We start from the raw sequence: 23,384 nt of genomic DNA, 5'->3' as shown, positions 1-23,384 counted from the left end.
GACCGCGGCTGAGCCGTCCGGGTGCTCATCCCGCCGTGCTGACCAGCGCCAATGCGCCGACCAGCGGAACCGCTCCCACAGCCAGGAGAACGGCCCGGCGGCTCGGGCGCGGCCCGTCGAGCAGCACCCGCACGCCCAGGGGCACCAGGGCCGCGCACAGCCCGACCGTGCCGACGATCGAGAGGAGTTCCGTGCCCTTCAGGACGCCCAACGGCAGCAGTCCGGCCGATGCCAGGCACAGCGACCGCGCCACGCCCAGCACTCCCGACCGGTAGGCGGCGAAGGCCAGCACGTACCAGCCGAACATGATCGTGAAGGACAGGTAGCTGAACAGGTGCAGGTCACCGTAGGAGGCCGCGACCAGCTCGGTCGCGAACTGCGGGCCGTGTCGCCGCACCAGCCCTTGCGCAGCCTGGTCGACGCCCGCGTGGAAGGTCCGCTCGAACAGGCCCACCAGCACGAACACCCCTGCCCACACGCCCAGCGGCCGGGCGATGCGTTGCGCCAGCGTCACCACCGCGAAGCCCAGCACGACGTTGCCGGCCGCGAACGCCGTGTACGCGGCGGTCATCAGACCGGGGTGCTCGGCCATCGCCCGAAGCTGGTCCGGGAAGAAGAAGTGGAACGGCGACCGCAGCAGGGTGCCGAGCAGGAGCAGCACGGGGCCGAGCACCAGCGCGGTGCCGCCGACCCAACGACCGGGGAAGGTGTTCATGGCCCGAAACGGTGTCAGCGCGCGAGCTCACCCGGATCGGACTCAGGTCCGACCCCGGTCGTCCGACCACGGGCTCACAGGTGCGTCTGGAACCACCCGACGATCAGGTCCACCGTGTCGGCCAGACCTTCCCGGTGCACCTCGTGACCCACTCCGGGGTGCAACTCCAACCGCACGGGCTTGCCCAGCTCCTTAAGGCGCGCGTACATCCGCTCCGACTCCTCAGGGTTCACGCGCGTGTCGTTCTCACCGTGCAGCATGAGCACGGGTGCCTGCACCCGCTCGGCGTGCGTGATCGGGCTGCGCTCCACCAGGGAAGCACGCTGCGCCGGGTCGTCCGGGTCGCCGATCCACTCCTTCGTGCGCCTGCGCCACGTCGGTGGGCAGTCGCGGATGTCCGTGAGGAGGTCCGAAGTCCCGCACTCGCTGACCGCCGCCTTGAACGTCCCCGGCAGCCGCGTGACGCACGACAGTGCCGCGAAACCGCCGTAAGAAGCGCCGTGCACGCCCAGTCGGGTCTCGTCGGCCCACTCCACGTCCGCGAGCAGCGCGGCGGCAGCGGCCAGGTCGTCGAGGTCGCCGCCGCCCCAGTCCCCGTAGACCAGGCGCTGGAAGGCCAGGCCGTACCCGGAGGAGCCGCGGAAGTTCGGTGCCAGCACGCCGATCCCGCCGGCCAGCAACGCCTGCACGGTCGGGTCGTAGGACGGAGCGGCCTGCCACTCGGGGCCGCCGTGCACGGACAGGACGACCGGCGCGGCGACCGCGTTGTGCGGTTTGTAGAGCAGGCAAGGGATGCGCAGGCCGTCGCGGCTCACCGCGTGCACGACGGTGGGGGAGACCAGGTCGTCGGGCAGGCCCGCGCCGAAGTCGGTGAGGCGCTCGGCGGTGCCGGCGTCGAGGTCGGCCAGGTACAGCTCGGTCGCCGCGTCCGCGCGGGCCAGTGGGACCAGCAGTCGGCCGTCCGGGACGAACCGCAGGACGTGGCCGTCGTAGCCGAACTCGGTCACCGCGAGCCCGTCCGGCAACCCGCGCACCGGGCGGACTTCGCCGTCCTGGGACCAGAACAGGCGGGTCCAGCCGTGCTCGTTCTCGCCCCACGCCAGCCGTGTCCCGGACACCGCGGCACCGGGCACGTCCGCGTCGGGCGTGTGCAGCCAGGTCAGGGTGCCGTCGAGCGAAAGGGCGGCCAGACCCAGGAAGTCGCGGCCCTGCGTGGTGCACAGGACGATGCCGGACGAGTCGGGCAGCCACGCCACCGGCAGGTACTTCGCGGGACCGGCGAAGTCGGTGATCCGCCGGACGGAATCGTCGGACAGGTCCACCACGAACAACTCGTGGTCGGCGTTCTGGTGGAACTTCAGCACCAGCAGCAGACGCGAGTCGGGGGAGAAGCCCAACGGCAAGTACCGGTCGTCGCCGCGCAACACCATCCGCGACCCGTGATCGTCCCGCACGAACACGTCGAACACCTCGGGGTCACGCGCGTTGTTCGCGTACGCCAACAGCTTCCCGTCGGCGCTGTAAGGACTTCCACCGCCGGCATAAGGAACACCGACCTCGCAGCGCACGCCGTCCTCGGCCACCAGCCAGGTGATCTCCCCGCTGTCGACGTCCACTTCGGCCAGTCGGTGCGCCTCGCCACCATCGGGATCGGTCAGCACCAACAGCTTCGTGCCGCCGGGGTGCCACGCGCACCGCCGCGCCGACCCCGGCACCGGCACCAACCGCCCGTCCACGTACGGCTGGGGCCGGCCGGTGGCGTCGCTCAGGTACGCGATCCGCCCGTCCGGCCCGGGTTCCGCCCCGGACACCCACTCGAAGTCGGTCAGGCTCACCGCCCCACCTCCGCGATCGCGTGCTGCACCGTCGCCGCCGCCACGATCCCGCGCCGGAACCAGTCCAGCACCAGGTTCTCGTTGGGCGCGTGGTTGCACTCGTCGACGTTGGCCAGCGGCACGCCGTAGCAGGGCACGTCCAGCTCGTCGGTGAACGGCGCGATCGGCAGGCTGCCGCCCAGCGCGGGCACCAGCAGCGGCTCCTCGCCCAGACCCTCCCGCGCCCCGCGCAGGACCGCCTGCGTCCACGGCGTCTCCGGCAGCGTCCGGGACGGCTCCATCGCCGCGCCGGGCACGAACTCCACGTCCGGCGCGTGCCGGTCCAGGTGGGCGCGGATCGCGGCGGCCACGTCGGCCGCGCGCTGCCCGCCGACCAGCCGCATGTCGCACTTCGCGACCGCCACGTGCGGGATGACCGTCCGGTGCTCGCCGGCGTCCTCGCAGGTCAGCGAGTTGACGGTGAAGGTGGGGCCGGTGAGGCGCTCGTAGAAGCCCAGGCCCGCGGGCGGTTCCATGCCGGTCACGCCGATCTCGGCGAGCACCCGCGGCACGTCCACCGGCAGCGCGGCCAGCGCGGACCGTTCACCGGGGCTCAACGGCTCGACGGCGTCGGCGAAACCGTCGATCAGCACCCGGCCGTCCGGTGAGCGCATGGTGCCCAGCACGTGCACCAGCCGCCAGGCCGGGTTGGGCGCGACACCGCCCCAGTTGCCCGAGTGCAGCGCGCCCGACGCGCCCCGCGCCCGCAGTTCGAACGCCAGCACCCCGCGCACGCCGAGCACGACCGAGGCACGCCCCGACTCGTGCACCGGCCCGTCGCTCCACACCACCAGGTCCGGTTTCTCCAGTTGCCGCAACGCCTTCGCCAGGTTCGGGCTGCCGATCTCCTCCTCGCCGTCGAGCAGCACGGTGACCCGGCACGGCAGGCCGCCCAGCTCGCGCAACGCGCGCAACCCGAGGAGCTGGGCCAGGTGCTGGCCCTTGTTGTCGCCGGTGCCGCGCCCGTACATGCGGCCGTCGCGGACGTCGGGCTGGAACGGCGGGGTGACCCACTCGTGCAGCGGCCCGGCGGGCTGCACGTCGTAGTGGCCGTAGACCAGGACGTGCGGCGCGCCCGGCGGCCCCGGCGCGGTGCCCACCAGCGCCGGCCACCCGCCGGTCTCCACCACTTCGGGCGTCAACCCGCTGCGGCGCAACAGTTCCACGCCGTGCGCGACCGCGCCGGACATGCCCTCGCCGGTGCGGCTGACGCTGGGCTGCGCGATCCACGCGGCCAGCTCCGCCACCAGTTCCGGCTCCCGTTCGCGCACCCAGGCGCCGACCCGCTCCGCCAGTTCCACGCCGCCTCCGATTTCACGAAGTGCAATCGATAGCAGTGAAGCAAATCACTGGCGGGCGCGGCAAGGGGTCGTCCGTTAACCTTCCACGCGTGCCCGCAGACCCACCCGCCCGAACCGCCTCGGTCGAGGAGTTGAAGGCGCTGGCGCACCCGCTGCGGTGGCGCATCCTCCGGCTGTGCTTCGACCGCGCGTGGACCAACCAGGAGCTGGCCGAACGCCTCGACGTCGCCCCCGCGACCGTCCTGCGGCACGTGCGCGCCCTGGTCGGCACGGGTTTCCTAGCCGCCGAACCGGTGCGCACGGGCGCGAAAGGCGCGCTGGAACGCCCTTACCGTGCCACCGGACGCACGTGGCGGTTGGGCCTGGTGGACGACGGCGAAGGCTTGGTGCAGCAAGTCGACCTGGCCATGTTGGGCGCGCACCGCGCCGAGATCATCGAGGCCGGACCGGACGCGAGCCGGGACGTGCGGCGCGGCGTCCTGCGCCTGGGGCCCGAGTCGCAGGCCGAGCTGCACGCGCGCCTGGTGGAACTGCTCACCGAGTTCATCGAACGGGACGAGCCGGAGGGTGAGCCGTTGAGCTACCTCTGGTCGTTGGTGGCGCGGCCCGACCGGTAGCGCAGGCCGTCCATCACCAGGTCCAGCATCCGGCCCGCCTGCTCGGGGTCGGCCAGTTCCGCCGCGGCCAGGCCGACGCCGCCGAGCGTGCCGAGCACGTCCATGGGGCGCACCCGTTCGCGCAGCGGGCCGTCGGTCGCGTCCAGGAGGGTGGCCACCGCGTCCAGCAGCAGCCGCCTGCTCTCGGCGAACGGGTCCCCGCCGGAGGCGATGACGGCCTTGAGCGCGTCGCCCATGCCCTGCTTGGTGCCCATGTACTCGACGAACCGGTCCATCCACGCCCGCATCGCCTGCTCCGGAGGCAGCTCCGCGAGCAGGTCGGGCACCGAGTCGCACAGCTTCGCCAGTTCGCTGCGGTAGACGGCCTCGACCAGCGCCTCCCGGGTGGGGAAGTGGCGGTAGAGCGTGCCGATGCCCACCCCGGCCCGCTTGGCGACCGTCTCCAGCGCCACCTCGCCGTCGGCGGAGAACGCTTCCAGGGCCACCGCGATCAGCTTGTCGCGGTTGCGCTGGGCGTCGGCGCGCAGCGGGCGTGTCATGGCGGCTCCCCGAGTGTGGTGCAGGTCACGATGCTAAGCGGAGGACCCTCCGGTTACCGTCGAATTAGCGGAGGCACCTCCGCTTCAAGCCTAACAGGGAGAGGGACCCGTGTCCGAGCGCATCACCACCCCCTTCACCGCCGACTCCACCGCCGCCGAGGTGGCCGCGGGCGTCGACCTGACCGGGAAGCGGGCCGTCGTCACCGGCGGCGCGTCCGGCATCGGCGTCGAGACCGCCCGTGTCCTGGTCGCCGCCGGCGCCGAGGTCACCATCGCCGTGCGCAACGCCGACGCCGGCCGCCGCACCGCCGCCGACATCGAGGCCACCACCGGCCGAGAGGTCCGCGTCGCCCCGCTCGACCTCGCCGACCAGGCCTCCGCCGCCGCGTTCGCGGCGAACTGGGACGGCCCGCTGCACATCCTGGTCAACAATGCCGGCGTCATGGCCACGCCCGAGACCCGCACGCCCGAGGGCTGGGAACTCCAGTTCGCCACCAACCACCTGGGCCACTTCACACTGACCACCGGCCTGCACCGCGCGCTGGCCGCCGAGGGCGCACGGGTCGTCGTGGTCAGCTCCAGTGCCCACCTCATGTCGCCGGTGGTGTTCGAGGACATCCACTTCCACGAGCGTCCTTACGAGCCGTGGCCCGCCTACGGCCAGTCCAAGACCGCGAACATCCTGTTCGCCGTCGAGGCGGCGCAGCGGTGGGCGGCCGACGGGATCACCGTCAACGCCCTGATGCCCGGCAGCATCGCCACCAACCTCCAGCGGCACGTCGACCCCGAGGAGTTGGCGCGCCTGGCGGCGTCCGTGCCCGGGCGCGTGCTCAAGACCGTCGAGCAGGGCGCGGCCACGTCGGTGCTGCTGGCAGCCTCGCCGCTGGTCGAGGGCGTGACCGGCCGGTACTTCGAGGACTCCAACGAGGCTTTGCCGAACCAGGGCGGCCTTACCGGCGGTGTCGCGGCCTACGCCCTCGATCGCGAGGCGGCCTCACGACTGTGGAAGGTCTCCGAGGAGACGGTCTGACGCCACCCGTCCGCTGCATTGCCGCGCCCCGCCGGCGGTCGTTGAATCGGCTACGGCCGTGCCGCGACAAGCAGGGAGCCCTCCGATGACGGACCTCAAGCTCGACCCCGCCAAGACCGCCGTGGTGCTCATCGAGTACCAGAACGACTTCACCAGCGAGGGCGGCGTCCTGCACGACGCCGTCAGCCCGGTCATGGCGGACACCGGCATGCTGCCCAAGACCGTGGCGCTGGTCGAGGCGGCCCGCGCGGCCGGCGCCACCGTGATGCACGCGCCCATCACCTTCGCCGAGGGCTACCACGAGATCTCCCGGCACCCCTACGGCATCCTCAAGGGCGTCGTGGACGGCAAGGCGTTCGTGAAGGGCACCTGGGGCGCGGCGATCGTGGACGACCTCGCGCCCCAGCAGGGCGACATCGTGGTCGAGGGCAAGCGCGGACTCGACACGTTCGCCAGCACCAACCTCGATTTCATCCTGCGCAGCAAAGGCATCGACACCATCGTGCTCGGCGGGTTCCTCACCAACTGCTGCGTCGAATCGACCATGCGCACGGGGTACGAGAACGGCTACAAGGTCATCACGTTGACCGACTGCGTGGCGGCGACCTCGGCCGAAGAGCACGAGAACGCGATCAAGTACGACTACCCGATGTTCTCGGTGACCGCGACCGCCGAGGAGGTCACCGCGGCCCTGCGGTGAAACGCGAACCCTAAGCTTTTCCCAAATCCTTCGACGGGTGTGACGCAGATCCCTAGCCTTGCTCCATGAGGCTGCTGCTTTGGACCGTCCTGGTCTGCGCATGCGCAGTCCGGGGCGGGGAAACGCTGGTCCTGGTGTCGGGCGCGCTGCTCGCCGGCTGCGCGGCCGACCACACCTTCGTGCGGCGCAAGCGGGTGCGCGCGGACAAGCTCCGCGTGGCCCGCTAGCCCCCTCACGGCGTCCGCAGTGGACTCGGTGTGAGGGCCGGGGAGTCCCGTGGACGGACTCCCCGGCCATTCGCAGGCGTCAAGCGGGACTGGGGGACCTCGCCTGACGCGAAGACCTGCGTGCCCGCGGTGGGGGGAAGGCGCGAAACGTTCCGCGTGGAAACGTCGAAAGGAGACCCCACAAATCCCCTCGCCCCCGTCCCCCGGAGGAACCGCGATGTCCCGATCGGCGGTCCGGAGAGGACCGTATTCGGCGCGGCACCAATTCGGGAAGCGGCTGAACGGGTGAATTGGGCGTCGGTGCGCGCACTCGGTCAGGTCGTCCGTTCTGTATTGGGTACGTATCCGCGCGCCGCTTGCCCAATTGTGGAAAGTGATTCGCGGAGCAAGAATATTCCACGCCGCCGCTGATCGCCGTGCGCCGCGACGGTGCCGCCCGGGGCGCGGGAGCCGCACTGGTCGTGGCCCGGTTCGGCCGAACGCCCCGTGCGTACGGCCGAGCGGGTGTGCGGAGGGTGCTCCCGAGCCGCCCGGCGGGCTCGACCCCGACCCCGGCGCACCTCCGGCGGGTCCGCGAACCTCCCCGGTCGGCACCGCGGCGGCGCAGTCGATTCCCCCGTGAATTCGTCCGAGTGGAAGCGGCTATTGCCCCGGTTCGGCGCGGGTTTCCGCAGCAGGCGGAAAACCGCAATTCAGGCCCGGACCAGGGTCGCCACGAGTTGTTCCAGCGCACCCAGGTGCGTGGCGCGGATGCGGGCGTACTCGGCGTCGGTCGCGCCGGTCATCGTCGTGGTGATGGTGATGTCCAGCGGTTCGGCCAGCTCGGGCAGTGCGATCAGGGTTCGGCCGCGGCTGTTCGCCACCTTCGCGTAGTGCCCGGCGACGGTGCGCTGCTCATGCGGCGGGTAGGCGGCCTTCAGGTCGTCGAACGCGCTGCCGCCGTCCGGGCCGCGGTCGGTGAACACCGCGACCTCCACCGCTTCCACGTGCGGCGTGCCGCGCCCGGACGGCGGGAACGCCCACTTCCCGTAGGCCCGCAGCGGTCGGGTGTCGGTCGGCTCGGCGGTGCAGCGGGCGTCGTCCACGGCCAAGCCCTCGGCGCGCATCCACGCCACCAGGTCGCCGGGGTCGTCGCACAGGCTCACCCGCAGGGGCGCGGCCGTGGTGGTGACGGGTGCGGGACCGGCGGGGGCGGACTGCTGCGCGCAACCGGTCAGCGCGAGGAAGACGACGAGGGCGGCGGCGGTGCCACGTGATCTCACCATGTCCGTCTACATCGCCGGACGGACGCCGGACGTGACACTGAATGGATCACGTCCGGCGTTTCGACCGTCTACTTGGTGCGGAAGAGCTTCACCCGCATCGACGTGCCGGATTGCGTCAACACGCGTAGACCGACGCCGACCGCGGGCAGCTTGACGCCGGTCGTCGGGGTCTCCGGGTACCAGAACTGCTTGGTGTCGTCGAACACCGGCCGCGCCGGCTGACCGCGCACATAGGACGCCTTGCCGTTGATGTGCAGCGTGAACGAGTCCGACTTCTGCAACCCGAAGGGCGCGTCGTAGCCGCCGACGGTCGGCGACCACGGCTTGCCTTCCAGGTGGTAGATCGGCGCGGGGTTGGCGTCGATCGGCAGGATCAGGCCCTCACCGGGGTGCTCGCTGGTGTTGTTGTCCAGGAAGCTCGTGTCCCACAGCGACACCAGCAAGCCGTCCTGGTAGGGGAAGTGCTCCACCCAGTCCGGCTTGTCCGGGAAGCTGTAGCGGTAGGGGCCGGTCCGGTTGTAGGCGCCGTAGGACTCGTAGGTTCGGTTCGAGGCGATGTAGAACTGGTCGAACGCCTTCGTCTCCGTGCCCGCCGTGGCCCGGAAACCCTTGAGCGCCCAGCCGGAACCGGTCTCGGCGCCGTCCTCCAGCACCGGCGCGCCGTCCGCGGTCACCGTGATCGCGTCGGCGAAGAACCCCTGCAGCGCAAGGCCGCCATCGGTGCGGTAGGCGAAGCGCAGCTTGGTGTTCTGGCCCGCGTAGGCGGTCAGCGGGACGCGGACGTCGACCCAGCGACCACCCGAGGTGCCGCTGATCGAGGGAGCGTTCCCGGAGTCCCGGACGAACGGCTTGCCGTCCACGGTGCCGTCGAGCTGGGTCCAGCTGCCGTCCGGGTTGGCGGCCTCGACGTAGAGGTAGTCGAAGTCCTCCTCGATGTCGAAGCGCGCCTTCAGGGTCAGCTCGGCGGTGGACTTTCCGGTCAGGTCCACCGGCCGGGTCATCGAGTGGTCGAGGTCGTTGCCCTTGTCGCTCCACCACATCTTCGAGCCCGCGAACGGGTCGCCGTAGTCGAAGGTCTTGGACACGTCCGGCAGCACGACCACCAGGCCCTGCGCGCGAGCGCTGTTGTACTCGTGCGGGCCGAGGTCGAACACCCGCTCCTGGCCCGCGACGGCGACCTCGTAGTCCAGCCAGCCCAGTTGGAGCTTGTCCCACGCGGACAGCTCGTTGGCGCGCGTGCCGGGCGGTTCGTTGCCGACGCCGACGCGGGTCTGGCCCATGATCGACCACCAGTTGACGCCGTTGGTGCCGCCGCCGCTGGTGTCGTAGTGGTCGGGCAGGCCCAGGTCGTGGCCGTACTCGTGGGCGAACACGCTGACGCCGCCGTTCTCCGGCTGCATGGTGTAGTCGCCGACCCACAGGCCCGTGTCGCCGATGGGTGCGCCGCCGAGCTTGTTGCTGCCCGGACCGGAGTTGTAGTTCTTGGACGCGTAACCGCGGTGGCTCCAGATCGCGTCCTCGCCCTGCCACGGGTCGCCATCGGCCTGGTCGCCACCGGCGTGCACGACCTGGAAGTGGTCCAGGTAGCCGTCCGGCTCGGAGAAGTTGCCGTCGGCGTCGAAGTCGTAGCGGTCCCACGTGTCGTACTGGGCCAGCTGGGCGCGGACGTCCTCGGTGGAACGGCCCGCGGCCTTCTGGTCGGCGAACCACTGGCTGACGGCGTCGCGCACCAGGTCGTAGGAGTTGTTGCAGACGTTGCCGCCGCACGGGTAGCCGTTGGACCGGCCGTAGCGGGCCTCGTTGTAGCGGACCTTCACCCAGTCGGTGACGGTGCCCTCGACGGTGTAGCGGCCGGAGGACTGCTTGTCGAAGTAGTTGGCCACGGAGTTCGCGCCGGGCGCGGTGGCGAAGTACAGGTCCTGGAAGTAGGCGCGGCTGAAGTCCGGGTGCCAGATGGTGGTGTTGTCCACCGACCGGTCGGGCTCGGGGATCGCGTTGTGCACCGGGCCGTCGAACCGCTTCGGGCCCGGGGTGGCGGGCGCGGTGTCCTGGTCGGGGTACTGCGGGTGGCGCTCGTCGCCGAACTCGGCCAGCACGACGAAGATCTTGTCGGTCTTCTGGCGCTCCAGCTCGACGTACTGGTCCACCTTGCCGTTCTTGCCGCCCAGCTTGACCACCTTGCTGCCGTCGCGCTGCACGGCGGTGGCCTCGCCGGTCAGCACCTTGGCCAGCGCCTCCTGCTTCAACGCCCGCCGCTTGTCCTCCAGCGGGTGCGGCAGCTCGTCGGTGACCTGGAGCGGCTGTTCGGCGGCGGTGTCCTCGGGCACGGCGTGGGCCGCCGGCGCGAGTCCTGCGGTCAGCAGGGTCAGCGCCGCGGCGGCGGTTAAGAGTCTTCGCACGAGTCCTCCTCACTCGGGGTGCGCGTGACGTTGCCGCAGTCGCCGGTGCGCCGGGCACGGCCGAAGGTCGGGTTCGACGGAGGGTGATCACGGAGCGTGGTTGCTGCTACACTCCGCTCTTGTGTGGGTCATCTTCGGTTCCTCCGACGGTGCGGTGCGCCGCGTCGTCGCGGAGTGTCGGGCGTCGGTGAATTCCTGAGCACCGATTCCGAAAACACCCGAGGGAGATCCTGCGGTGTCTCTTCGTCTTTTCAACACGCTCACCAAGCGCAAAGAACCGTTCGAGCCCATGACGCCCGGCGTGGTCCGGATGTTCGTCTGCGGCCCGACCGTCTACGACTTCAGCCACATCGGCCACGCCAAGACCTACACGCATTTCGACTTCGTCGCGCGTTTCCTCAAGAACCGCGGTTACGACGTCACCTATGTGCAGAACATCACCGATGTGGACGACAAGATCATCAAGCGGGCGGCGGAACTGGGCGTCGCCCCGCGCGAGCTGTCGGCGCAGTTCGAGGCGCGCTACCTGGAGGACATGGCGGCGCTGCACAACGCGTCCGTCGACACCTACGAGCGTGCCCACGACCACATCGACGACATCGTCGCCCAGGTCCAGGCGCTGATCGACCGCGGCCACGCCTACCGCCTGGACGACGGCTGGTACTTCGACCTGTCCACCTTCCCCGACTACGGCAAGCTGTCCGGCCGCACGCACGTCGAGGCGGAGGACTCGGTCGCCCGCATCGACGAGCACGCGGGCAAGCGGAACCCGGGCGACTTCGCGCTGTGGAAGGCGCGCAAGCCCGGCGAGCCGTACTGGGACACCCCGCTGGGCCCCGGCCGGCCCGGCTGGCACATCGAGGACACCGCGATCACCGAGGCCGTGTTCGGGCCGCAGTACGACCTGCACGGCGGGGCGGTGGACCTGATCTTCCCGCACCACGAGGCCGAGATCGCCCAGCAGGAGGCGGCGTCGGGCAAGGTCCCGCTGGTCCGGCACTGGCTGCACGCGGGCCTGCTGCGCGTGGACGGCGCGAAGATGGCCAAGAGCGCGGGCAACTTCCTGACCATCCGGCAGGCGCTGGAGCTCGCCGACTTCCGCACCCTGCGCTACGCGTTCCTCAGCCAGCACTACCGGTCGTCGATGGAGTTCAACGACGTCACCCTCGCGCACGCCCGCGCGGCCAGGCGGCGGGTGGAGAACTTCGCGCGGCTGGTGGACGTGCGAGTGGCTGAGTCGCCGGCGGCGCTGGAGCTGGTCGAGCGGACCCGGGAGCGGTTCTACGCGCACCTGGAGGACGACCTGGACACGCCCGGCGCGGTCGCCGTGCTGTTCGAGTACATCCGCGAGCAGAACCGCACCGGTGAGTCGCCGGGTCCGGCCGCGCTGGCCCTGCTGCGCGAGGTGGACGGCCTGTTCGACGCCTTCGACCTGGAGCAGCCGGCCGGCGAGGACGCCTACGTGGAGGCGGAGCTGGCGCGTCGGCGCGAGCTGCGGGCGGCTTGGCAGTTCGCGGAGGCGGACAAGATCCGGGACGACCTGCGCGACCGCGGAATCGCGATCGAGGACACGGCGGACGGCACCCGGTGGTGGTACCAGAACGGGTGAGCCGGGTGTTTTCCGCATTCGTTCACCAATTCGTGGTAGATCACCGTGCTAGCGTCGGGGAGCAGTGCGGGAACCGGCCGCCGACCGATTCGGAAAGGCATTCGCCAGTGAAGCGTCTCCTCACCCTCCTCGGCGCGGCGCTCGTCGTCACCGCCGGCACCGCGAGCGCGGCCCCGGAGGACACCGGCGGCGGCAGCGGCGTCGCGGTGACCCTCGCGCGGTTCGAGACCCCGGACGCGGCCACGAAGGCGTTCACCTACGACACCGCGCTCATCGCGCCGGGCGCCAAGGTGCTGGTGGTCGCCACGCCACGCCGGGACAGCACGAAGGTGGTGCTCGGCGTGTACGGGCTCGTGCCCGACCGCACCTACAGCGCGCACGCGCACCAGAAGCCGTGCGGCCCGCTGCCGACCGACGCCGGCGCGCACCACCAGCACGTGGTGGACCCGAACCAGCCCTCGGTGGACCCGGACTTCGCCAACCCCACCAACGAGATCTGGCTGGACTTCACCACCGACGACCGCGGCCACGCGGTGGTCACCACGACCGTGCCGTGGCAGTTCACCGACCGCCGCGCGGGCTCGGTCGTGATCCACGCGCAGAAGACCGCCACCGAACCGGGCAAGGCGGGCACCGCCGGACCGCGCCTGGGCTGCGCGACCGTCAAGTTCTAGCCGTCGGCGGACGGGCGGACCGGCCGACCTCCGCCCGTCACCGCCGCCGTCGCGCGACCAACGTCCGCACCACGGGGACACCGAGGCCGAGCAGGAGCAGCAGCACGCCGTTGCGCCCCTGCGCGGCCGTGGCGGCGTTGTCCACCGGAGTGGCCAGCGACCCCACCAGCAGCGCCCCGAGCACGACGGCGACCACGGCCAGCGCCGGCGTCGAGGTCGCCCGCACGCAGCGCGGCACCCAGCGGGCGAGGACCCGGCCCAGGTAGGCGGGGAACGACGAGTCCCGCGCCACCCGCTGCCACCGCAGCGCCAGGACCGCCAGCGCCACCAGCAGCAGCACGCCGTCGGCCGCGAGGTTGGCCACGAAGGGTCCCCGGCCGACCGCGAGGCTGATCAGGTAGGAGCCGAACCCGGCCACCAGGAACACCAGGAGCACGACCGGTAGCCACGACCGCAGGACCGAGCGGTCCCGCCGCCGAACCGGGACCGGGGGCGGGAAGGGTGGCGGCTGGTAGGCGGGCGTCGTGTGGAAGTGGATGCCTCCGGCGACGTAACCGGCCTGCACGGAGGGGCCGTGGACGTCGCCTGCGGTGTTGGCGACGTGCGGCGGCCGGCCGGGTAAGCCGCCTTCGGGTGGGGGCACTGCGCCGGTCATGCTCCCTTGATCGTTTCCGGGGGTCCGCCCGTTACGCACGTAAGCTGGAGCGCGTGCGCACGCGCCCCACGTTGAGCTGGACCGACACCGCCGCGCCCCTGCCGCGCAGCACCAGCCTGGACGAGGTCGTCCCGGTGGTCGCCGCGGGGGGCGCGGTGGTGCTCAGCGGCGCCGGGCTGTCCACCGAGTCCGGCATCCCCGACTACCGGGGCGCGACCGGCAGCCTGCGCCGGCACACGCCGATGACCTACGACGAGTTCGTCGGCAGCGTCGACGGCCGCCGCCGGTACTGGGCGCGCAGCCACCTCGGGTGGCGCACCATCGCCCGCGCCCACCCCAACGACGGCCACCGCGCCGTCCAGCGGTTGCGCGAGGCGGGGTTCGTCTCCGGCGTCATCACCCAGAACGTCGACGGCCTGCACCACGCGGCGGGCACCCGGGACACCGTCGAGCTGCACGGCAACCTCGACCGCGTGCTGTGCCTGGACTGCCGCCGCACCACCCCGCGCGAGGACCTCGACCGCCGGTTGCGCGCGGCCAACCCCGACTTCCGGGCCACCGCCACGCGCATCAACCCCGACGGCGACGTGGAGCTGTCGGCGGAGGACGTGCGCGACTTCCGGGTCGTGTCGTGCGCCGACTGCGGCGGGATCCTCAAGCCGGACGTCGTGTTCTTCGGCGAGAACGTGCCCAAGCCGCGCGTGGACGAGTGCTACCGGCTGGTCGACGCGGCCCGATCCCTTGTGGTGCTGGGTTCTTCGCTGACCGTCATGTCCGGCCTGCGGTTCGTGCGGCACGCGGCCAAGACCGGGAAGACCGTGGTGATCGTCAACCAGGGCCGCACGCGCGGCGACGTGCACGCGTCGGTCCGGGTCGACCTGCCGCTCGGTCCCGCGCTGACCGAGCTGTGCGCGGTCCTGCGGTGCGGGTGAGTTCACACTGATGCAGCAACGGAAATCCGCTTGTCACCGCACGGAAACGGGTAGTTGACAGGCATCCACCGAGTCGGCCCCGCCCGCCAGCCGGGGCCACCCACCCCGCGAGGAGGTCGTGATGGCGCATGTCCGGGATCTGATCGACATCCGCAGCGGTGACGAGTTCGACCAGCCCGTGCCCTTCGGGCTGGTGTACCCGATGCGCAACGCGGACGGCTCCGCGCCGCCCAGCCAGCGCGGCCGGACCTGGGAGCACCTCACCGCCTCCGGCCGCGACCTGCGCCCCGCCCGGTGATCGCACCACGGGTTCCTCGCCAGTGCGGTGTCCGCTGGCGAGGAACCCGTTGCACGCCAAGCTATCGCTGAGCGTTGTACTCCTTGACCGCGTCCAGGTACTCGGAGATCGCGTCCCGGTTGCGGGTCAGGCACGCCACGCGGGCGCTCATCCGGTCACGTTCCTGCTCCAGGGTGGCGAGCATCTCCGGTGTGGCGTCGGGGAAGTAGATGACGCGGGGCTTGTCCAGGCACGGCAGGATCTGCTTGATGATCCGGGTCGGCAGCCCGGCGTCGAGCAGGCCCCGGATCTGCAGCACGCGGTCCACCAGGCGCTCGTCGTAGTCGCGGTAGCCGTTGGCGCAACGGGTGGACGTGATCAGGCCGCGTTCCTCGTAGTAGCGCAGCAGGCGGCGGGACGTCCCCGTTCGCTCCGACAGCTCGCCGATGCGCATGTGCTCCCCCTCACTTTGACCTTCACACCTGTGTGAGGGTTTGAGCATACGGCTCATGGTGATGACATCGGTGAGGCTGCCGCTGGGGGCGCTGCTCGCCCTGACCACGGCGGCGTTCGTGACCGTGCTGACCGAGGCGCTGCCCGCCGGCGTCCTGCCCGCGATGAGCGCGGACCTGGGCGTGGGCGAGTCGGCGACCGGGCAGCTGGTGACCGTGTACGCGATCGGGACGGCGGTCACGGCCATCCCGCTGGTCGCGGCGACGGCGTCGTGGCGGCGCAGGCGGTTGCTGCTGGTGGCCGTGGCCGGGTTCGCGGTGGCCAACACGGTGACGGCGGTCTCGGCGGTCTACGCGGTGACGTTGGGGGCGCGGTTCGTGGCCGGTGTGGCGGCGGGCGTGGTGTGGGCGCTGCTGGCCGGCTACGCCCGCCGGGTGGCGCCGGTCGAGCTGGCGGGCAAGGCGATCGCGGTGGTGATGGCCGGCATCCCGCTGGCGCTGTCGCTGGGGATCCCGGCGGGGACGTTCCTCGGGCAGGCCGTGGGGTGGCGGGCGGCGTTCTGGGTGATGACCGGGATCGCCGTCGTGCTGGTCGGGTGGATCGTGGTCGCCGTGCCCGACTTCCCCGGCGAGGCGTCGGGGCGGCGGCAGGTCGTGGCCGCGCTGCGGATGCCCGGGGTCGTGGCGGTGCTGGTCGTGACGGCGGCTTTCGTGTTGGGGCACAACATCCTCTACACCTACATCGCCACGTTCCTGGGTGCCGTGGGGATGGGCGGTTCGGTGGACGTCGTGCTGCTGGTGTTCGGGGTGGCGTCGATCGTGAGCATCTGGCTGGTGGGCGCGTCCATCGACCGGCGGCTGCGTGCGTTGACGGTGGCGGCGACCCTCCTGGTGGCCGTGGCCGCCGCCGGGTTGCTGTTCGAGAGCCCGGTGGCCGTGTTCGTCGCGGTCGGGTTGTGGGGCTTGGGTTGGGGTGGCGTGCCGACGCTGCTCCAGACCGCCGTCGCGCACGCTGGCGGTCCGGCGGCCGACACGGCACAGGCCATGCTGGTGACCTTGTGGAACGTGGCCATGGCCGGTGGCGGCGTGGTGGGCGGTGTCCTGCTCGACGCGGCCGGCCCGACGTCGTTCCCGTGGAGCGTCCTGGTCCTGCTGGTCCCGGTGCTCGTGGTGGTGCGCCGCTTCCCGCGCGCGCTCAGCTGAGGGCGTCGGCGAGGCGGAGGGCGGCACGGCGCACGCGGTCCGGACCCAGGTCGGGCAGGACCGCGTGCACGTGCTCGGCGGACAGGGCGGCCAGCAGGGTGTGCGCGTCGGCGTCCGGGTCGGGGCCGGTCAGCAGCAGGGCGAGGTGGCGGTGCCAGAACCGGTAGGCGCCGATCCGGTAGCGCGCGCCCGGCGAGGCCGTCTCCGACATGCGGACGAGGGCGAGGTGCGGCAGCAGGTAGTCAAGGTAGGCCTCGACGAACGCCCTGACCCGGGCGTGGGCGTCGGCACCCGGCCCCAGCGGCGGCGGCCCGGACAGGACGGCCTCCTGGAGGGTGCGCTCTTGGTCGTCCAGCAGGGCGGCCGCCAGCCCGGCCTTGTCCCCGAACCGGCGGAACAGCGTGCCCTTGCCCACCCCGGCCGCGGCGGCGATGGCGTCCATCGACACGGCGTCCACCCCGTGCTCCCGGAACAACGCGGCGGCGGCCCCCAACACGGCAGCCCGGTTCCGCGCGGCATCGGCCCGCTCCTTCGGCCGTGAGCCGCGCAGGACGTGCAGTTCGTGGTCCGTCTCGGGCACAACCGGACTGTAGTCCAAATGCGGTCTCCGTACGATGTGGAGCATGTTCTCGCTGGTCGAACCGCCCCTGGTCACCGCCTGAAGTCGGCTCGACCTCGACGACTGGATCGCACCCGACCTGGCGGCGGTGCGCCCCGACAGCGCCGGGTCGGACGACTACTTCCCGGAACGCACGCTGGCGCGGTGGCTCGCCGAGCAGTACCTGCCCACCACCGTGCACGCCTTGCCCCGCACCGGAGTCCGCCCCTTGACCGCCGCCTACCGAGCCTTGGTGGGCACGCTGGGCGTCGATGCGGTCGTGCTGGTCAACGGCGGTACGGACATCCTGCTGCGCGGCGACGAAGCCGGCCTCGGCACGCCGGAGGAGGACATGGCGAGCCTCGCCGCCGTGGCCGCGCTAAACGGGTGACCCGGCTGGTGGTGTCGCTGCTTCGGCACTGTCGCCTTCCACGGCGCCGCCGCGCGACGTCCTGGAGAACCTCGCCGCACTGGCCGAGTCGATGCATGACCTCAGCCGGTTGAGCGGCTCCCGAGACCTCGATCGACGTGTCCCTTGCGATCGCCGGCTACCGGGACGAGATCACCGCGCGAGCCCGGCGGGTGTTCCCGCACTGATGCCGAGGGGGCCGTGGGCGGGTTCGGTGCAGGCCGGAGCCCGCCCACGGCCGGTTCAGCAAGCAGCCGCCACCGGTTCGTTGGAGCCCGTGTCCACGAACCCGTCGCTGATCCACTTGCCGTCTTCGAGGCGGTTCCACAGGTCGGTCGGACCCCACACGCCCTGCACCGTCTCGCCGCGCGCCGTGCACGCGATGGACACGACGGTGCCGTTCGCGACCGTGCCCACGGTGTCGTAGCTCAGGCCCGGCCCGGAGCGCAGGTTCACCGAACTGTTCGAGCCGCCGTTCACGGTGCCGGTCGGCAACGTCGTCCCGCCGCCGTAGTTGGTGACCTTGCCGCCCACGTTCACGCGAGTGCTGCCGCGCTGCGCGTACCCGCCATACGCCTGCGAGCCCTCGTAGAACGTCCAACCACCGATGGTCATCCCGTTGACGCTGATGTGCGTGTTGCCCTTCAGCAGCGAGAAGTGCACGTGCGCACCGGTGCTGGAACCGCCGCACGGCAGTTCGTTGCCGATGTGCCCGAGGTACGTCCCGGTGCGCACGGCGCTGCCGTCGGCCAGCGTGGTCAGGTCGTACATGTGGTAGTACGTGGTGCTGTAACCGTTGTCGTGCACGACTTTCACGAGCGCACTACGGCCCGCGATGCAGCTCTTGTAGACGCGCCCCGCCCCGGCGGACAGCACACGCCCGTCGCCGCCGTTGAAGTCGATCGAGCTGAACGGCCGGCTGCTGCCGCTGTTGCCGTGCGGTCCGCCGCCCATCCACCACGCCACGCCCTGCGGCCACGGCAGGCCGAGGCCGGTGTCGGCGAGGGTCTGGACGCCGGCGGCGTTGTTGCGGAACGTCACCTTTTCGCCGTCGCTGAGCACGGGCGCGTCCTGCGCGAGGGCAGCGAACCCGGGAGTGCCGTCGAACTCGACCCTCCACGAGTTCCGGTCGCGCCGCGCCAGGAACAAGGCCATCAGCGGAGCCCCGTGCCCCTGCCCGTACGCGAGGGGGACGGTGGTGCTGCCGAACACCCAGTCACCGGACACGCGGGTTGGTTCGAACAGCGGCTCGCGCAGCGACCGGGTGCCCCACTGCTCTTGCAGCGCGGCACCGTGCTTCGCGAGCACGGCGGAGCGGACGGTCGTCGCCAGGTCCGGCTGCGCGGTGGCGGTCGGCGGCCCGACCAGCACCGCCGCGCCGGCGGCCAGCGACGCCCCGAGGGCGAGGAATCGCCGCAGGGTAAAGGACATGTGCCCTCCAGGACACTTGCAGGGAACCGGCGGCCCGGTGCAGGGAAGGACCGCCGCGCGCCCGATGACACTCCGGGCCGCGCCGAGTGGTCAAGACCACCGGGGGCCGGTGGCGGCTTACTGTGGAACCGGCGGGAAAACTGTGAACGGCTACCGTCGTTCGTCGGTCATGTCGGCCGGAACCGGGCTCCTAGACTGTTTTCTTCCACAGTCGAGGGGGCACGCCGTGTCCGTCGGACCCGACGTCGACGTGCTGCTGCGCACCGGCCCGTTCCACGAGGCGCTGCGCGCGGCGATCGAGCGCAGCGGGCTGACCCTGGAACGCCTGCGCGAGCGCCTCGCGCGGCGCGGCATCCACGTCAGCCTGGCCACGCTGAGCTACTGGCGGCTGGGCCGCAGCCGTCCCGAACGGGCCGACTCGCTGCGGGCCGTGCAGGCCATCGAAGCCATCCTGGGGTTGCCGAGGCACTCGCTGGAGTCGCTGCTGGGTCCACCCCGCCCGCGTGGCCGGTGGGCGGCGCGCCGGCGGGCGACCGGCCGGTACGGCAGCATGTTGCAGCCCGCGCAGTCCCTGGCGGAGACGGTGGACGCGCTGGTCGGACCGTCGGACGGCAACCTGCGGCTGTGGTGCCAGGACGACGCCGTGTCCGTGGGCGGCTGCGGGTCGATCCGGCGCGTGCACACCCGGCAGGTGCTGCTCGCCGTCGACGGCCACCCGGACCGGCACCTGGCGGTGTACTGCGCGGACCCCGGCACCGACCCGGACGCGATCGTGCCGGAGGCGGTGGAGAACTGCCGCCTGGGCCGGGTTCGACGGCACCCGCACGCCCCGGTCATCGCGGTGGAACTGCTGCTCGACCACGCCCTGCGCGCCGGCCAGACGCACCTGCTGGAGTACGCGTTCACCGTGGAGGACGGCACAGAGGCCTTGGACTACCGCCGTGCGTTCCGCTACCCCGTGGGCAGTTACGTGATGAGCGTCCGCTTCACCGAGCCACGCCTGCCGGTGCGCTGCTTCGCACTGTCCCAACACGACGACGGCCCGGTGGAACGCGGCGCGGACCTGGTCCTCGCCCCAGGCCGCCTGGTGCACCTGACGGCGAAGGACGTGCCGCGCGGTGTGCTCGGGATAGGGTGGGAGTGGACATGACACCTTGTGCCCGATGCGGTGGAACGGTCGCGCCCGACGCCCACTGCTGGGATTGCGGCCTGGACCAGACCGATTTCCGCGCCCACGTGGAGTCCACTGTGGACAGTGCGGCCTTGGTGACGGATCGCGGTCTGCGGCGAGCGGTCAACGCCGACGCGGCCGTGCTGACGTCGGTGGGGGAGTGGACGGTCGGGGTGGTGTGCGACGGCGTGTCCCTGTCGGCCCGTCCCGAACGAGCGGCGCAGGTGGCGGCCGAGGCCGGCGCGGAGAGACTGGCCAAGGCGCTCGCCGCCGACGCCCTGCCGGAAACCGCGCTCACCGACGCCGTCGCCCACGCGTCCCGAGCCGTGACCGCCCTCGCCGGCGGCTCGTCCGCCCTGGGCGTCGCCCCGGCCAGCACGTTCGTGGCCGCGGTCGTCGGTCCCCTCGGTCTGTGGGTGGCCGGGGTGGGCGACAGCCGCGCGTACTGGCTGCCCGACCGGGGTCCGGGCGTGCTGCTCACCGAGGACGACACCGGCGAGCACGACGCCATCACCGCCTGGCTCGGCGCGGACGCCCCGGACCCGCGGCCCCGCCTGCGCAGCCACCGCCCGTCCGTGCCCGGCCGGGTGCTGCTGTGCACCGACGGCCTGACGCGCTACCTGAGCGACCCGGCGGACCTGCGTGCGACGGCGGGGTCGGGCGACTGCCTGCACGCCGCCCGCACCCTCGTCGCCCACGCCCTGGCCGCCGGCGGCCACGACAACGTGACCGCTCTGCTCATCCCGCGGCCCGCCGCTCCAGCAACCGCCGCTCCGCCTCGGTAGGCGCCACCGCGGCAGCCGCCCGGTAAGCCTCCGCCGCCTCGGACCGACCCAGCCGCCGCAGCAGGTCGGCCCGGGTCGCGTGCCACAGGTGGTGGTCGGACAGCCGGTCCGCCAGCGCCTCGACCAGCGCCAACCCCGCCTCCGGGCCGTCCGCCTCGGCCACCGCCACCGCCCGGTTCAACGCCACCACCGGCGACGGCACCAGCTCCAGCAGCCGCCCGTACAGCAGCGCGATCTGCGGCCAGTCCGGCCCGCCCTCCGCCACGTGGCACGCGGCGATCGCCGCCTGCACCTGGTACGGACCCGGCTGCCCGCGCCGCAGGACCCGGTCCAGCAGGGCCGTGCCCTCTGCGATGCGCGCGGCGTCCCACGACGACCGGTCCTGCTCGGCGAAGGGCACCAGGTCGTCGCCGGACACGCGGGCCGCGCGGCGCGAGTCGTGCAGGAGCATCAGCGCCAGCAGGCCCACTGCCTCGGGCTCGTCGGGCATCAGCGCCACCAGCGTGCGGGTCAACCGGATCGCCTCCGCGCACAGCTCCCACCGCTCGACCGCCGAGTACCCCTGGTTGAACAGCAGGTACAGCACGGCCAGCACCCCGCCCGTCCGCTCCGGCAGCAGGTGGGCGGGCGGCACGCGGTACGGGATGCGAGCGGCCCGGATCTTCGCCCGGGCCCGCACCAGCCGCTTCGCCATGGTCGACTCGGCGACCATGAACGCCCGCGCGATGTCGCCGACCGCCAGGCCCGCCACCGTGTGCAGGGTCAGCGCGACCCGTGCCTCCAGGGACAGCGCCGGGTGGCAGCACGTGAAGATCAGCCGCAGCACGTCGTCGCCGAACCCGTCGTCCTCCACGGGGTCGCTCAGCGTCAACGGCAGCTTGGCCGCCTCCACCGCCGCCCGCCGCAACCGGTCCACGGCGCGATGGCGGGCGGCGGTGGTCAGCCAGGCGCCGGGGCGGTGCGGCACGCCTTCTCGCGGCCACCGTTCCAGCGCCTGCGCGAACGCGTCCTGCACGCACTCCTCGGCCAGCTCGAAGTCACCGGTGACCCGGATGAGCGTCGCCACGATCCGGGTCCGCTCGGCCCGGAACACCTCGGCGACGACCGCATCAGGCGCGGCCTCCGGCCCCCGGTTCCATTCTCCCACCGGGGTACGACGCTCCGGTTCGGCAGCCATCAGCGAAGCCCCTCAGAGGTCCGCGAACGGTCGGATCTCCACCGCGCCGAACCGCGCCACCGGGTGCCGGGACGCGATGAGGACCGCCTCGTCCAGGTCCGCGCACTCGACCACGTCGTAGCCGACGATGTGCTCCTTGGTCTCGGCGAACGGCCCGTCCGTCAGCAGCACCTCCTCGCCGCGCGTCCGCACGGTCGTCGCGGTGCGCCGGGACGCCAGCTCCGACCCGTCCAGCCGCTTGCCCTCCACCTCGGCGAGCCACTGGTCGATCGTGATGCCGCCGCCGTCGGGCTCGGCGTCCGGGGAAGCGCAGATCAGCAGCATGTACTTCATGGGGTCGACTCCTGTCGTCGGTGCCATTCCACCACTACGACGAACGGGACCCCTCGTTCGAGGACACCTTCGCCCAGTCCGGCACGACCTGATCCGCGATCCGGTCGTACAGGCCGCGCACCCCGGCCTCCGGGATACCACCCGATACGGTGTTGAACCTCACCCGACGTGAGGTTTTATGGTCAGTGCGTGACCGGAACCGAGCACGTGAAGCAGCCGCGCTGGAGCGTCGGCGCCCTGGCGAAGGTCACCGGTCTCACGGTGCGCACGCTGCACCACTACGACGAGCTGGGCCTCCTGCGCCCCAGTGAGCGCACGGCCTCCGGCCACCGCCGCTACACCGAACCCGACCTCCAGCGCCTCTACCGCATCCGCCTGCTGCGGCAGCTGGGCATGTCGCTGGACGAGATCGGCGAGGCGCTGGCCGACCCGGCGGGCCTGCGCGACGTGCTGACCGCGCACCTGGAGCAGCTCGACGACCAGGTGTGGCGGCTGGAGACGCTGCGCCGGCAGACCCGCGGCCTGCTCGACCAGCTCGACGGACCCCGTCCGGACCCCAGCGCCCTGCTCGCGCTGCTGGGCTCCACCACGATCTTCGACGAGTCGCTGAGCCGTGACCAGCGGCAGTACCTGTTCGACCTGGCCGACCGCCTGACCGACGACGAGCGCCGCCACCTGGACGCCGAGTGGCCCAAGGTGCTGTCGGCGATCATCGCCCACTACCGCGCCGCCACCCCGGTGGAGGACCCGGAGGTGCAGGCCGAGGGGCGGCGGCTGGTGAAGATCGGCCGCATGTTCGCCGGGGACGACCCGGACCTGCTGCGGTCGATGAGCGCGTTCTTCCGGCAGCACGGCCACGGCGTGCTGCGCGAGGTGCTGCCCGACCAGTCGCTGTCGGACCTGGGCGACGGCCTGTGGGACTACGTGGGGCGCATGTACGCGGCCTCGCGGTGAACCGGCGCCCGGCGGGCAGGGGGTGCCCGCCGGTCGCCACTGGATGAGGGGGATTTT

Annotated in this window: 26 protein-coding genes; 13 read left to right on the top strand and 13 right to left on the bottom strand. The window is 72.0% G+C overall.

Features of this window, described 5'->3' with window-relative positions:
* Nucleotides 1-25: 25 nt before the first annotated feature.
* From DFJ66_RS09230 to DFJ66_RS09220, 3 genes are all read right to left on the bottom strand, one after another.
* Nucleotides 26-715 (bottom strand): hypothetical protein, encoded by a 690-nt coding sequence (locus DFJ66_RS09230; protein WP_121219836.1) that lies wholly within the window; start codon nt 713-715, stop codon nt 26-28.
* Between the two features lie 74 nt (nt 716-789).
* On the bottom strand, nt 790-2,550 hold the full coding sequence (locus DFJ66_RS09225) for a S9 family peptidase (RefSeq protein WP_121219834.1): 1,761 nt from the start codon (nt 2,548-2,550) through the stop codon (nt 790-792).
* Nucleotides 2,547-3,890 carry a M20/M25/M40 family metallo-hydrolase gene (locus tag DFJ66_RS09220; protein ID WP_121219832.1) on the bottom strand — a complete coding sequence of 448 codons (1,344 nt, stop codon included), beginning with the start codon at nt 3,888-3,890 and terminating at the stop codon, nt 2,547-2,549. The genes DFJ66_RS09225 and DFJ66_RS09220 overlap by 4 nt, the downstream gene beginning before the upstream one ends.
* A gap of 89 nt (nt 3,891-3,979) precedes the next feature.
* Here DFJ66_RS09220 and DFJ66_RS09215 point away from each other — a divergent pair, with 89 nt between their 5' ends.
* Nucleotides 3,980-4,507: an ArsR/SmtB family transcription factor gene (locus DFJ66_RS09215; RefSeq protein ID WP_121219830.1), complete on the top strand. Its 528-nt coding sequence runs from the start codon at nt 3,980-3,982 to the stop codon at nt 4,505-4,507.
* Here DFJ66_RS09215 and DFJ66_RS09210 read toward each other — a convergent pair.
* Nucleotides 4,471-5,046, bottom strand: a complete 576-nt coding sequence (locus DFJ66_RS09210; protein WP_121219828.1) for a TetR/AcrR family transcriptional regulator — start codon at nt 5,044-5,046, stop codon at nt 4,471-4,473. The two genes, DFJ66_RS09215 and DFJ66_RS09210, sit on opposite strands and share 37 nt — an antisense overlap.
* Before the next feature lie 109 nt (nt 5,047-5,155).
* Here DFJ66_RS09210 and DFJ66_RS09205 point away from each other — a divergent pair, with 109 nt between their 5' ends.
* From DFJ66_RS09205 to DFJ66_RS42565, 3 genes are all read left to right on the top strand, one after another.
* Nucleotides 5,156-6,076, top strand: a complete 921-nt coding sequence (locus DFJ66_RS09205; protein WP_121219826.1) for an SDR family NAD(P)-dependent oxidoreductase — start codon at nt 5,156-5,158, stop codon at nt 6,074-6,076.
* Between the two features lie 85 nt (nt 6,077-6,161).
* Nucleotides 6,162-6,776, top strand: a complete 615-nt coding sequence (locus DFJ66_RS09200; protein WP_121219824.1) for a cysteine hydrolase family protein — start codon at nt 6,162-6,164, stop codon at nt 6,774-6,776.
* A gap of 65 nt (nt 6,777-6,841) precedes the next feature.
* On the top strand, nt 6,842-7,003 hold the full coding sequence (locus tag DFJ66_RS42565) for a hypothetical protein (protein ID WP_170199230.1): 162 nt from the start codon (nt 6,842-6,844) through the stop codon (nt 7,001-7,003).
* 692 nt (nt 7,004-7,695) lie between these two features.
* Here DFJ66_RS42565 and DFJ66_RS09195 read toward each other — a convergent pair.
* Both DFJ66_RS09195 and DFJ66_RS09190 read right to left on the bottom strand, forming a co-directional pair.
* On the bottom strand, nt 7,696-8,268 hold the full coding sequence (locus DFJ66_RS09195; RefSeq protein WP_121219822.1) for a hypothetical protein: 573 nt from the start codon (nt 8,266-8,268) through the stop codon (nt 7,696-7,698).
* 68 nt (nt 8,269-8,336) lie between these two features.
* Nucleotides 8,337-10,667: an immune inhibitor A domain-containing protein gene (locus DFJ66_RS09190; protein ID WP_121219820.1), complete on the bottom strand. Its 2,331-nt coding sequence runs from the start codon at nt 10,665-10,667 to the stop codon at nt 8,337-8,339.
* 235 nt (nt 10,668-10,902) lie between these two features.
* Here DFJ66_RS09190 and cysS point away from each other — a divergent pair, with 235 nt between their 5' ends.
* Both cysS and DFJ66_RS09180 read left to right on the top strand, forming a co-directional pair.
* Entirely contained in the window at nt 10,903-12,276 is a 1,374-nt protein-coding gene (gene cysS / locus DFJ66_RS09185) for a cysteine--tRNA ligase (protein ID WP_121219818.1), read from the top strand.
* A gap of 107 nt (nt 12,277-12,383) precedes the next feature.
* Complete coding sequence (locus DFJ66_RS09180) at nt 12,384-12,950, top strand: superoxide dismutase (protein ID WP_121219816.1); 567 nt, start codon at nt 12,384-12,386, stop codon at nt 12,948-12,950.
* 37 nt (nt 12,951-12,987) lie between these two features.
* On the opposite strand, the gene DFJ66_RS09175 is transcribed toward DFJ66_RS09180, so the two are convergent.
* Nucleotides 12,988-13,605, bottom strand: a complete 618-nt coding sequence (locus tag DFJ66_RS09175) for a hypothetical protein (protein ID WP_121219814.1) — start codon at nt 13,603-13,605, stop codon at nt 12,988-12,990.
* Between the two features lie 53 nt (nt 13,606-13,658).
* Here DFJ66_RS09175 and DFJ66_RS09170 point away from each other — a divergent pair, with 53 nt between their 5' ends.
* Nucleotides 13,659-14,537, top strand: coding sequence for an NAD-dependent protein deacetylase (locus DFJ66_RS09170; protein WP_121219812.1), 879 nt, complete (start codon nt 13,659-13,661; stop codon nt 14,535-14,537).
* 121 nt (nt 14,538-14,658) lie between these two features.
* Nucleotides 14,659-14,835, top strand: coding sequence for a hypothetical protein (locus DFJ66_RS42560; protein ID WP_170199229.1), 177 nt, complete (start codon nt 14,659-14,661; stop codon nt 14,833-14,835).
* Nucleotides 14,836-14,896: 61 nt separating this feature from the next.
* On the opposite strand, the gene DFJ66_RS09165 is transcribed toward DFJ66_RS42560, so the two are convergent.
* Entirely contained in the window at nt 14,897-15,268 is a 372-nt protein-coding gene (locus tag DFJ66_RS09165; protein ID WP_121219810.1) for a MerR family transcriptional regulator, read from the bottom strand.
* Nucleotides 15,269-15,329: 61 nt separating this feature from the next.
* Here DFJ66_RS09165 and DFJ66_RS09160 point away from each other — a divergent pair, with 61 nt between their 5' ends.
* The gene (locus DFJ66_RS09160) at nt 15,330-16,469 is read left to right on the top strand and encodes an MFS transporter (protein ID WP_121230905.1); all 1,140 of its coding nucleotides are present in this window, start codon (nt 15,330-15,332) and stop codon (nt 16,467-16,469) included.
* Here the strand turns inward: DFJ66_RS09160 and DFJ66_RS09155 are convergent.
* Nucleotides 16,462-17,049, bottom strand: coding sequence for a TetR/AcrR family transcriptional regulator (locus DFJ66_RS09155; RefSeq protein WP_397556268.1), 588 nt, complete (start codon nt 17,047-17,049; stop codon nt 16,462-16,464). The genes DFJ66_RS09160 and DFJ66_RS09155 overlap by 8 nt on opposite strands.
* Nucleotides 17,050-17,176: 127 nt before the next feature.
* Between DFJ66_RS09155 and DFJ66_RS09150 the strand changes: the two genes are divergently transcribed.
* Nucleotides 17,177-17,458 (top strand): DUF1152 domain-containing protein, encoded by a 282-nt coding sequence (locus tag DFJ66_RS09150; protein ID WP_246029651.1) that lies wholly within the window; start codon nt 17,177-17,179, stop codon nt 17,456-17,458.
* A 261-nt stretch (nt 17,459-17,719) separates the two neighbouring features.
* Here DFJ66_RS09150 and DFJ66_RS09145 read toward each other — a convergent pair whose 3' ends face one another.
* The gene (locus DFJ66_RS09145; RefSeq protein ID WP_121219806.1) at nt 17,720-18,907 is read right to left on the bottom strand and encodes a M23 family metallopeptidase; all 1,188 of its coding nucleotides are present in this window, start codon (nt 18,905-18,907) and stop codon (nt 17,720-17,722) included.
* A 226-nt stretch (nt 18,908-19,133) separates the two neighbouring features.
* Here DFJ66_RS09145 and DFJ66_RS09140 point away from each other — a divergent pair, with 226 nt between their 5' ends.
* Together DFJ66_RS09140 and DFJ66_RS09135 are read left to right on the top strand one after the other, a co-directional pair.
* Nucleotides 19,134-20,057, top strand: a complete 924-nt coding sequence (locus DFJ66_RS09140; RefSeq protein ID WP_121219804.1) for a hypothetical protein — start codon at nt 19,134-19,136, stop codon at nt 20,055-20,057.
* Complete coding sequence (locus tag DFJ66_RS09135; RefSeq protein ID WP_121230901.1) at nt 20,054-20,863, top strand: PP2C family protein-serine/threonine phosphatase; 810 nt, start codon at nt 20,054-20,056, stop codon at nt 20,861-20,863. Before DFJ66_RS09140 ends, DFJ66_RS09135 begins: the two co-directional genes overlap by 4 nt.
* On the opposite strand, the gene DFJ66_RS09130 is transcribed toward DFJ66_RS09135, so the two are convergent.
* The 3 genes from DFJ66_RS09130 to DFJ66_RS44935 are packed head-to-tail and all read right to left on the bottom strand — an operon-like array spanning nt 20,817 to nt 22,536.
* Entirely contained in the window at nt 20,817-22,040 is a 1,224-nt protein-coding gene (locus DFJ66_RS09130) for an RNA polymerase sigma factor (RefSeq protein WP_121219802.1), read from the bottom strand. The two genes, DFJ66_RS09135 and DFJ66_RS09130, sit on opposite strands and share 47 nt — an antisense overlap.
* A 12-nt stretch (nt 22,041-22,052) precedes the next feature.
* Nucleotides 22,053-22,373: a YciI family protein gene (locus DFJ66_RS09125; protein WP_121219800.1), complete on the bottom strand. Its 321-nt coding sequence runs from the start codon at nt 22,371-22,373 to the stop codon at nt 22,053-22,055.
* Between the two features lie 34 nt (nt 22,374-22,407).
* Nucleotides 22,408-22,536 carry a hypothetical protein gene (locus tag DFJ66_RS44935; RefSeq protein ID WP_281276605.1) on the bottom strand — a complete coding sequence of 43 codons (129 nt, stop codon included), beginning with the start codon at nt 22,534-22,536 and terminating at the stop codon, nt 22,408-22,410.
* A gap of 26 nt (nt 22,537-22,562) precedes the next feature.
* Here DFJ66_RS44935 and DFJ66_RS43370 point away from each other — a divergent pair, with 26 nt between their 5' ends.
* Nucleotides 22,563-23,327 (top strand): MerR family transcriptional regulator, encoded by a 765-nt coding sequence (locus DFJ66_RS43370; protein ID WP_211351040.1) that lies wholly within the window; start codon nt 22,563-22,565, stop codon nt 23,325-23,327.
* Nucleotides 23,328-23,384 lie beyond the last annotated feature (57 nt).

The organism is Saccharothrix variisporea (assembly GCF_003634995.1).
Lineage (GTDB): Bacteria > Actinomycetota > Actinomycetes > Mycobacteriales > Pseudonocardiaceae > Actinosynnema > Actinosynnema variisporeum.
This window is presented reverse-complemented; position numbering and strand designations above follow the sequence as displayed.

What these genes read in the sequence shown, in the direction of transcription:
- DFJ66_RS09230 (WP_121219836.1), bottom strand. Translation starts at nt 715, where the DNA reads ATGAACACCTTCCCCGGTCGTTGGGTCGGCGGCACCGCGCTGGTGCTC.
- DFJ66_RS09210 (WP_121219828.1), bottom strand. Translation starts at nt 5,046, where the DNA reads ATGACACGCCCGCTGCGCGCCGACGCCCAGCGCAACCGCGACAAGCTG.
- DFJ66_RS09200 (WP_121219824.1), top strand. Translation starts at nt 6,162, where the DNA reads ATGACGGACCTCAAGCTCGACCCCGCCAAGACCGCCGTGGTGCTCATC.
- DFJ66_RS42565 (WP_170199230.1), top strand. Translation starts at nt 6,842, where the DNA reads ATGAGGCTGCTGCTTTGGACCGTCCTGGTCTGCGCATGCGCAGTCCGG.
- DFJ66_RS09195 (WP_121219822.1), bottom strand. Translation starts at nt 8,268, where the DNA reads ATGGTGAGATCACGTGGCACCGCCGCCGCCCTCGTCGTCTTCCTCGCG.
- DFJ66_RS09175 (WP_121219814.1), bottom strand. Translation starts at nt 13,605, where the DNA reads ATGACCGGCGCAGTGCCCCCACCCGAAGGCGGCTTACCCGGCCGGCCG.
- DFJ66_RS42560 (WP_170199229.1), top strand. Translation starts at nt 14,659, where the DNA reads ATGGCGCATGTCCGGGATCTGATCGACATCCGCAGCGGTGACGAGTTC.
- DFJ66_RS09165 (WP_121219810.1), bottom strand. Translation starts at nt 15,268, where the DNA reads ATGCGCATCGGCGAGCTGTCGGAGCGAACGGGGACGTCCCGCCGCCTG.
- DFJ66_RS09160 (WP_121230905.1), top strand. Translation starts at nt 15,330, where the DNA reads ATGACATCGGTGAGGCTGCCGCTGGGGGCGCTGCTCGCCCTGACCACG.
- DFJ66_RS09145 (WP_121219806.1), bottom strand. Translation starts at nt 18,907, where the DNA reads ATGTCCTTTACCCTGCGGCGATTCCTCGCCCTCGGGGCGTCGCTGGCC.
- DFJ66_RS09135 (WP_121230901.1), top strand. Translation starts at nt 20,054, where the DNA reads ATGACACCTTGTGCCCGATGCGGTGGAACGGTCGCGCCCGACGCCCAC.
- DFJ66_RS09130 (WP_121219802.1), bottom strand. Translation starts at nt 22,040, where the DNA reads ATGGCTGCCGAACCGGAGCGTCGTACCCCGGTGGGAGAATGGAACCGG.
- DFJ66_RS09125 (WP_121219800.1), bottom strand. Translation starts at nt 22,373, where the DNA reads ATGAAGTACATGCTGCTGATCTGCGCTTCCCCGGACGCCGAGCCCGAC.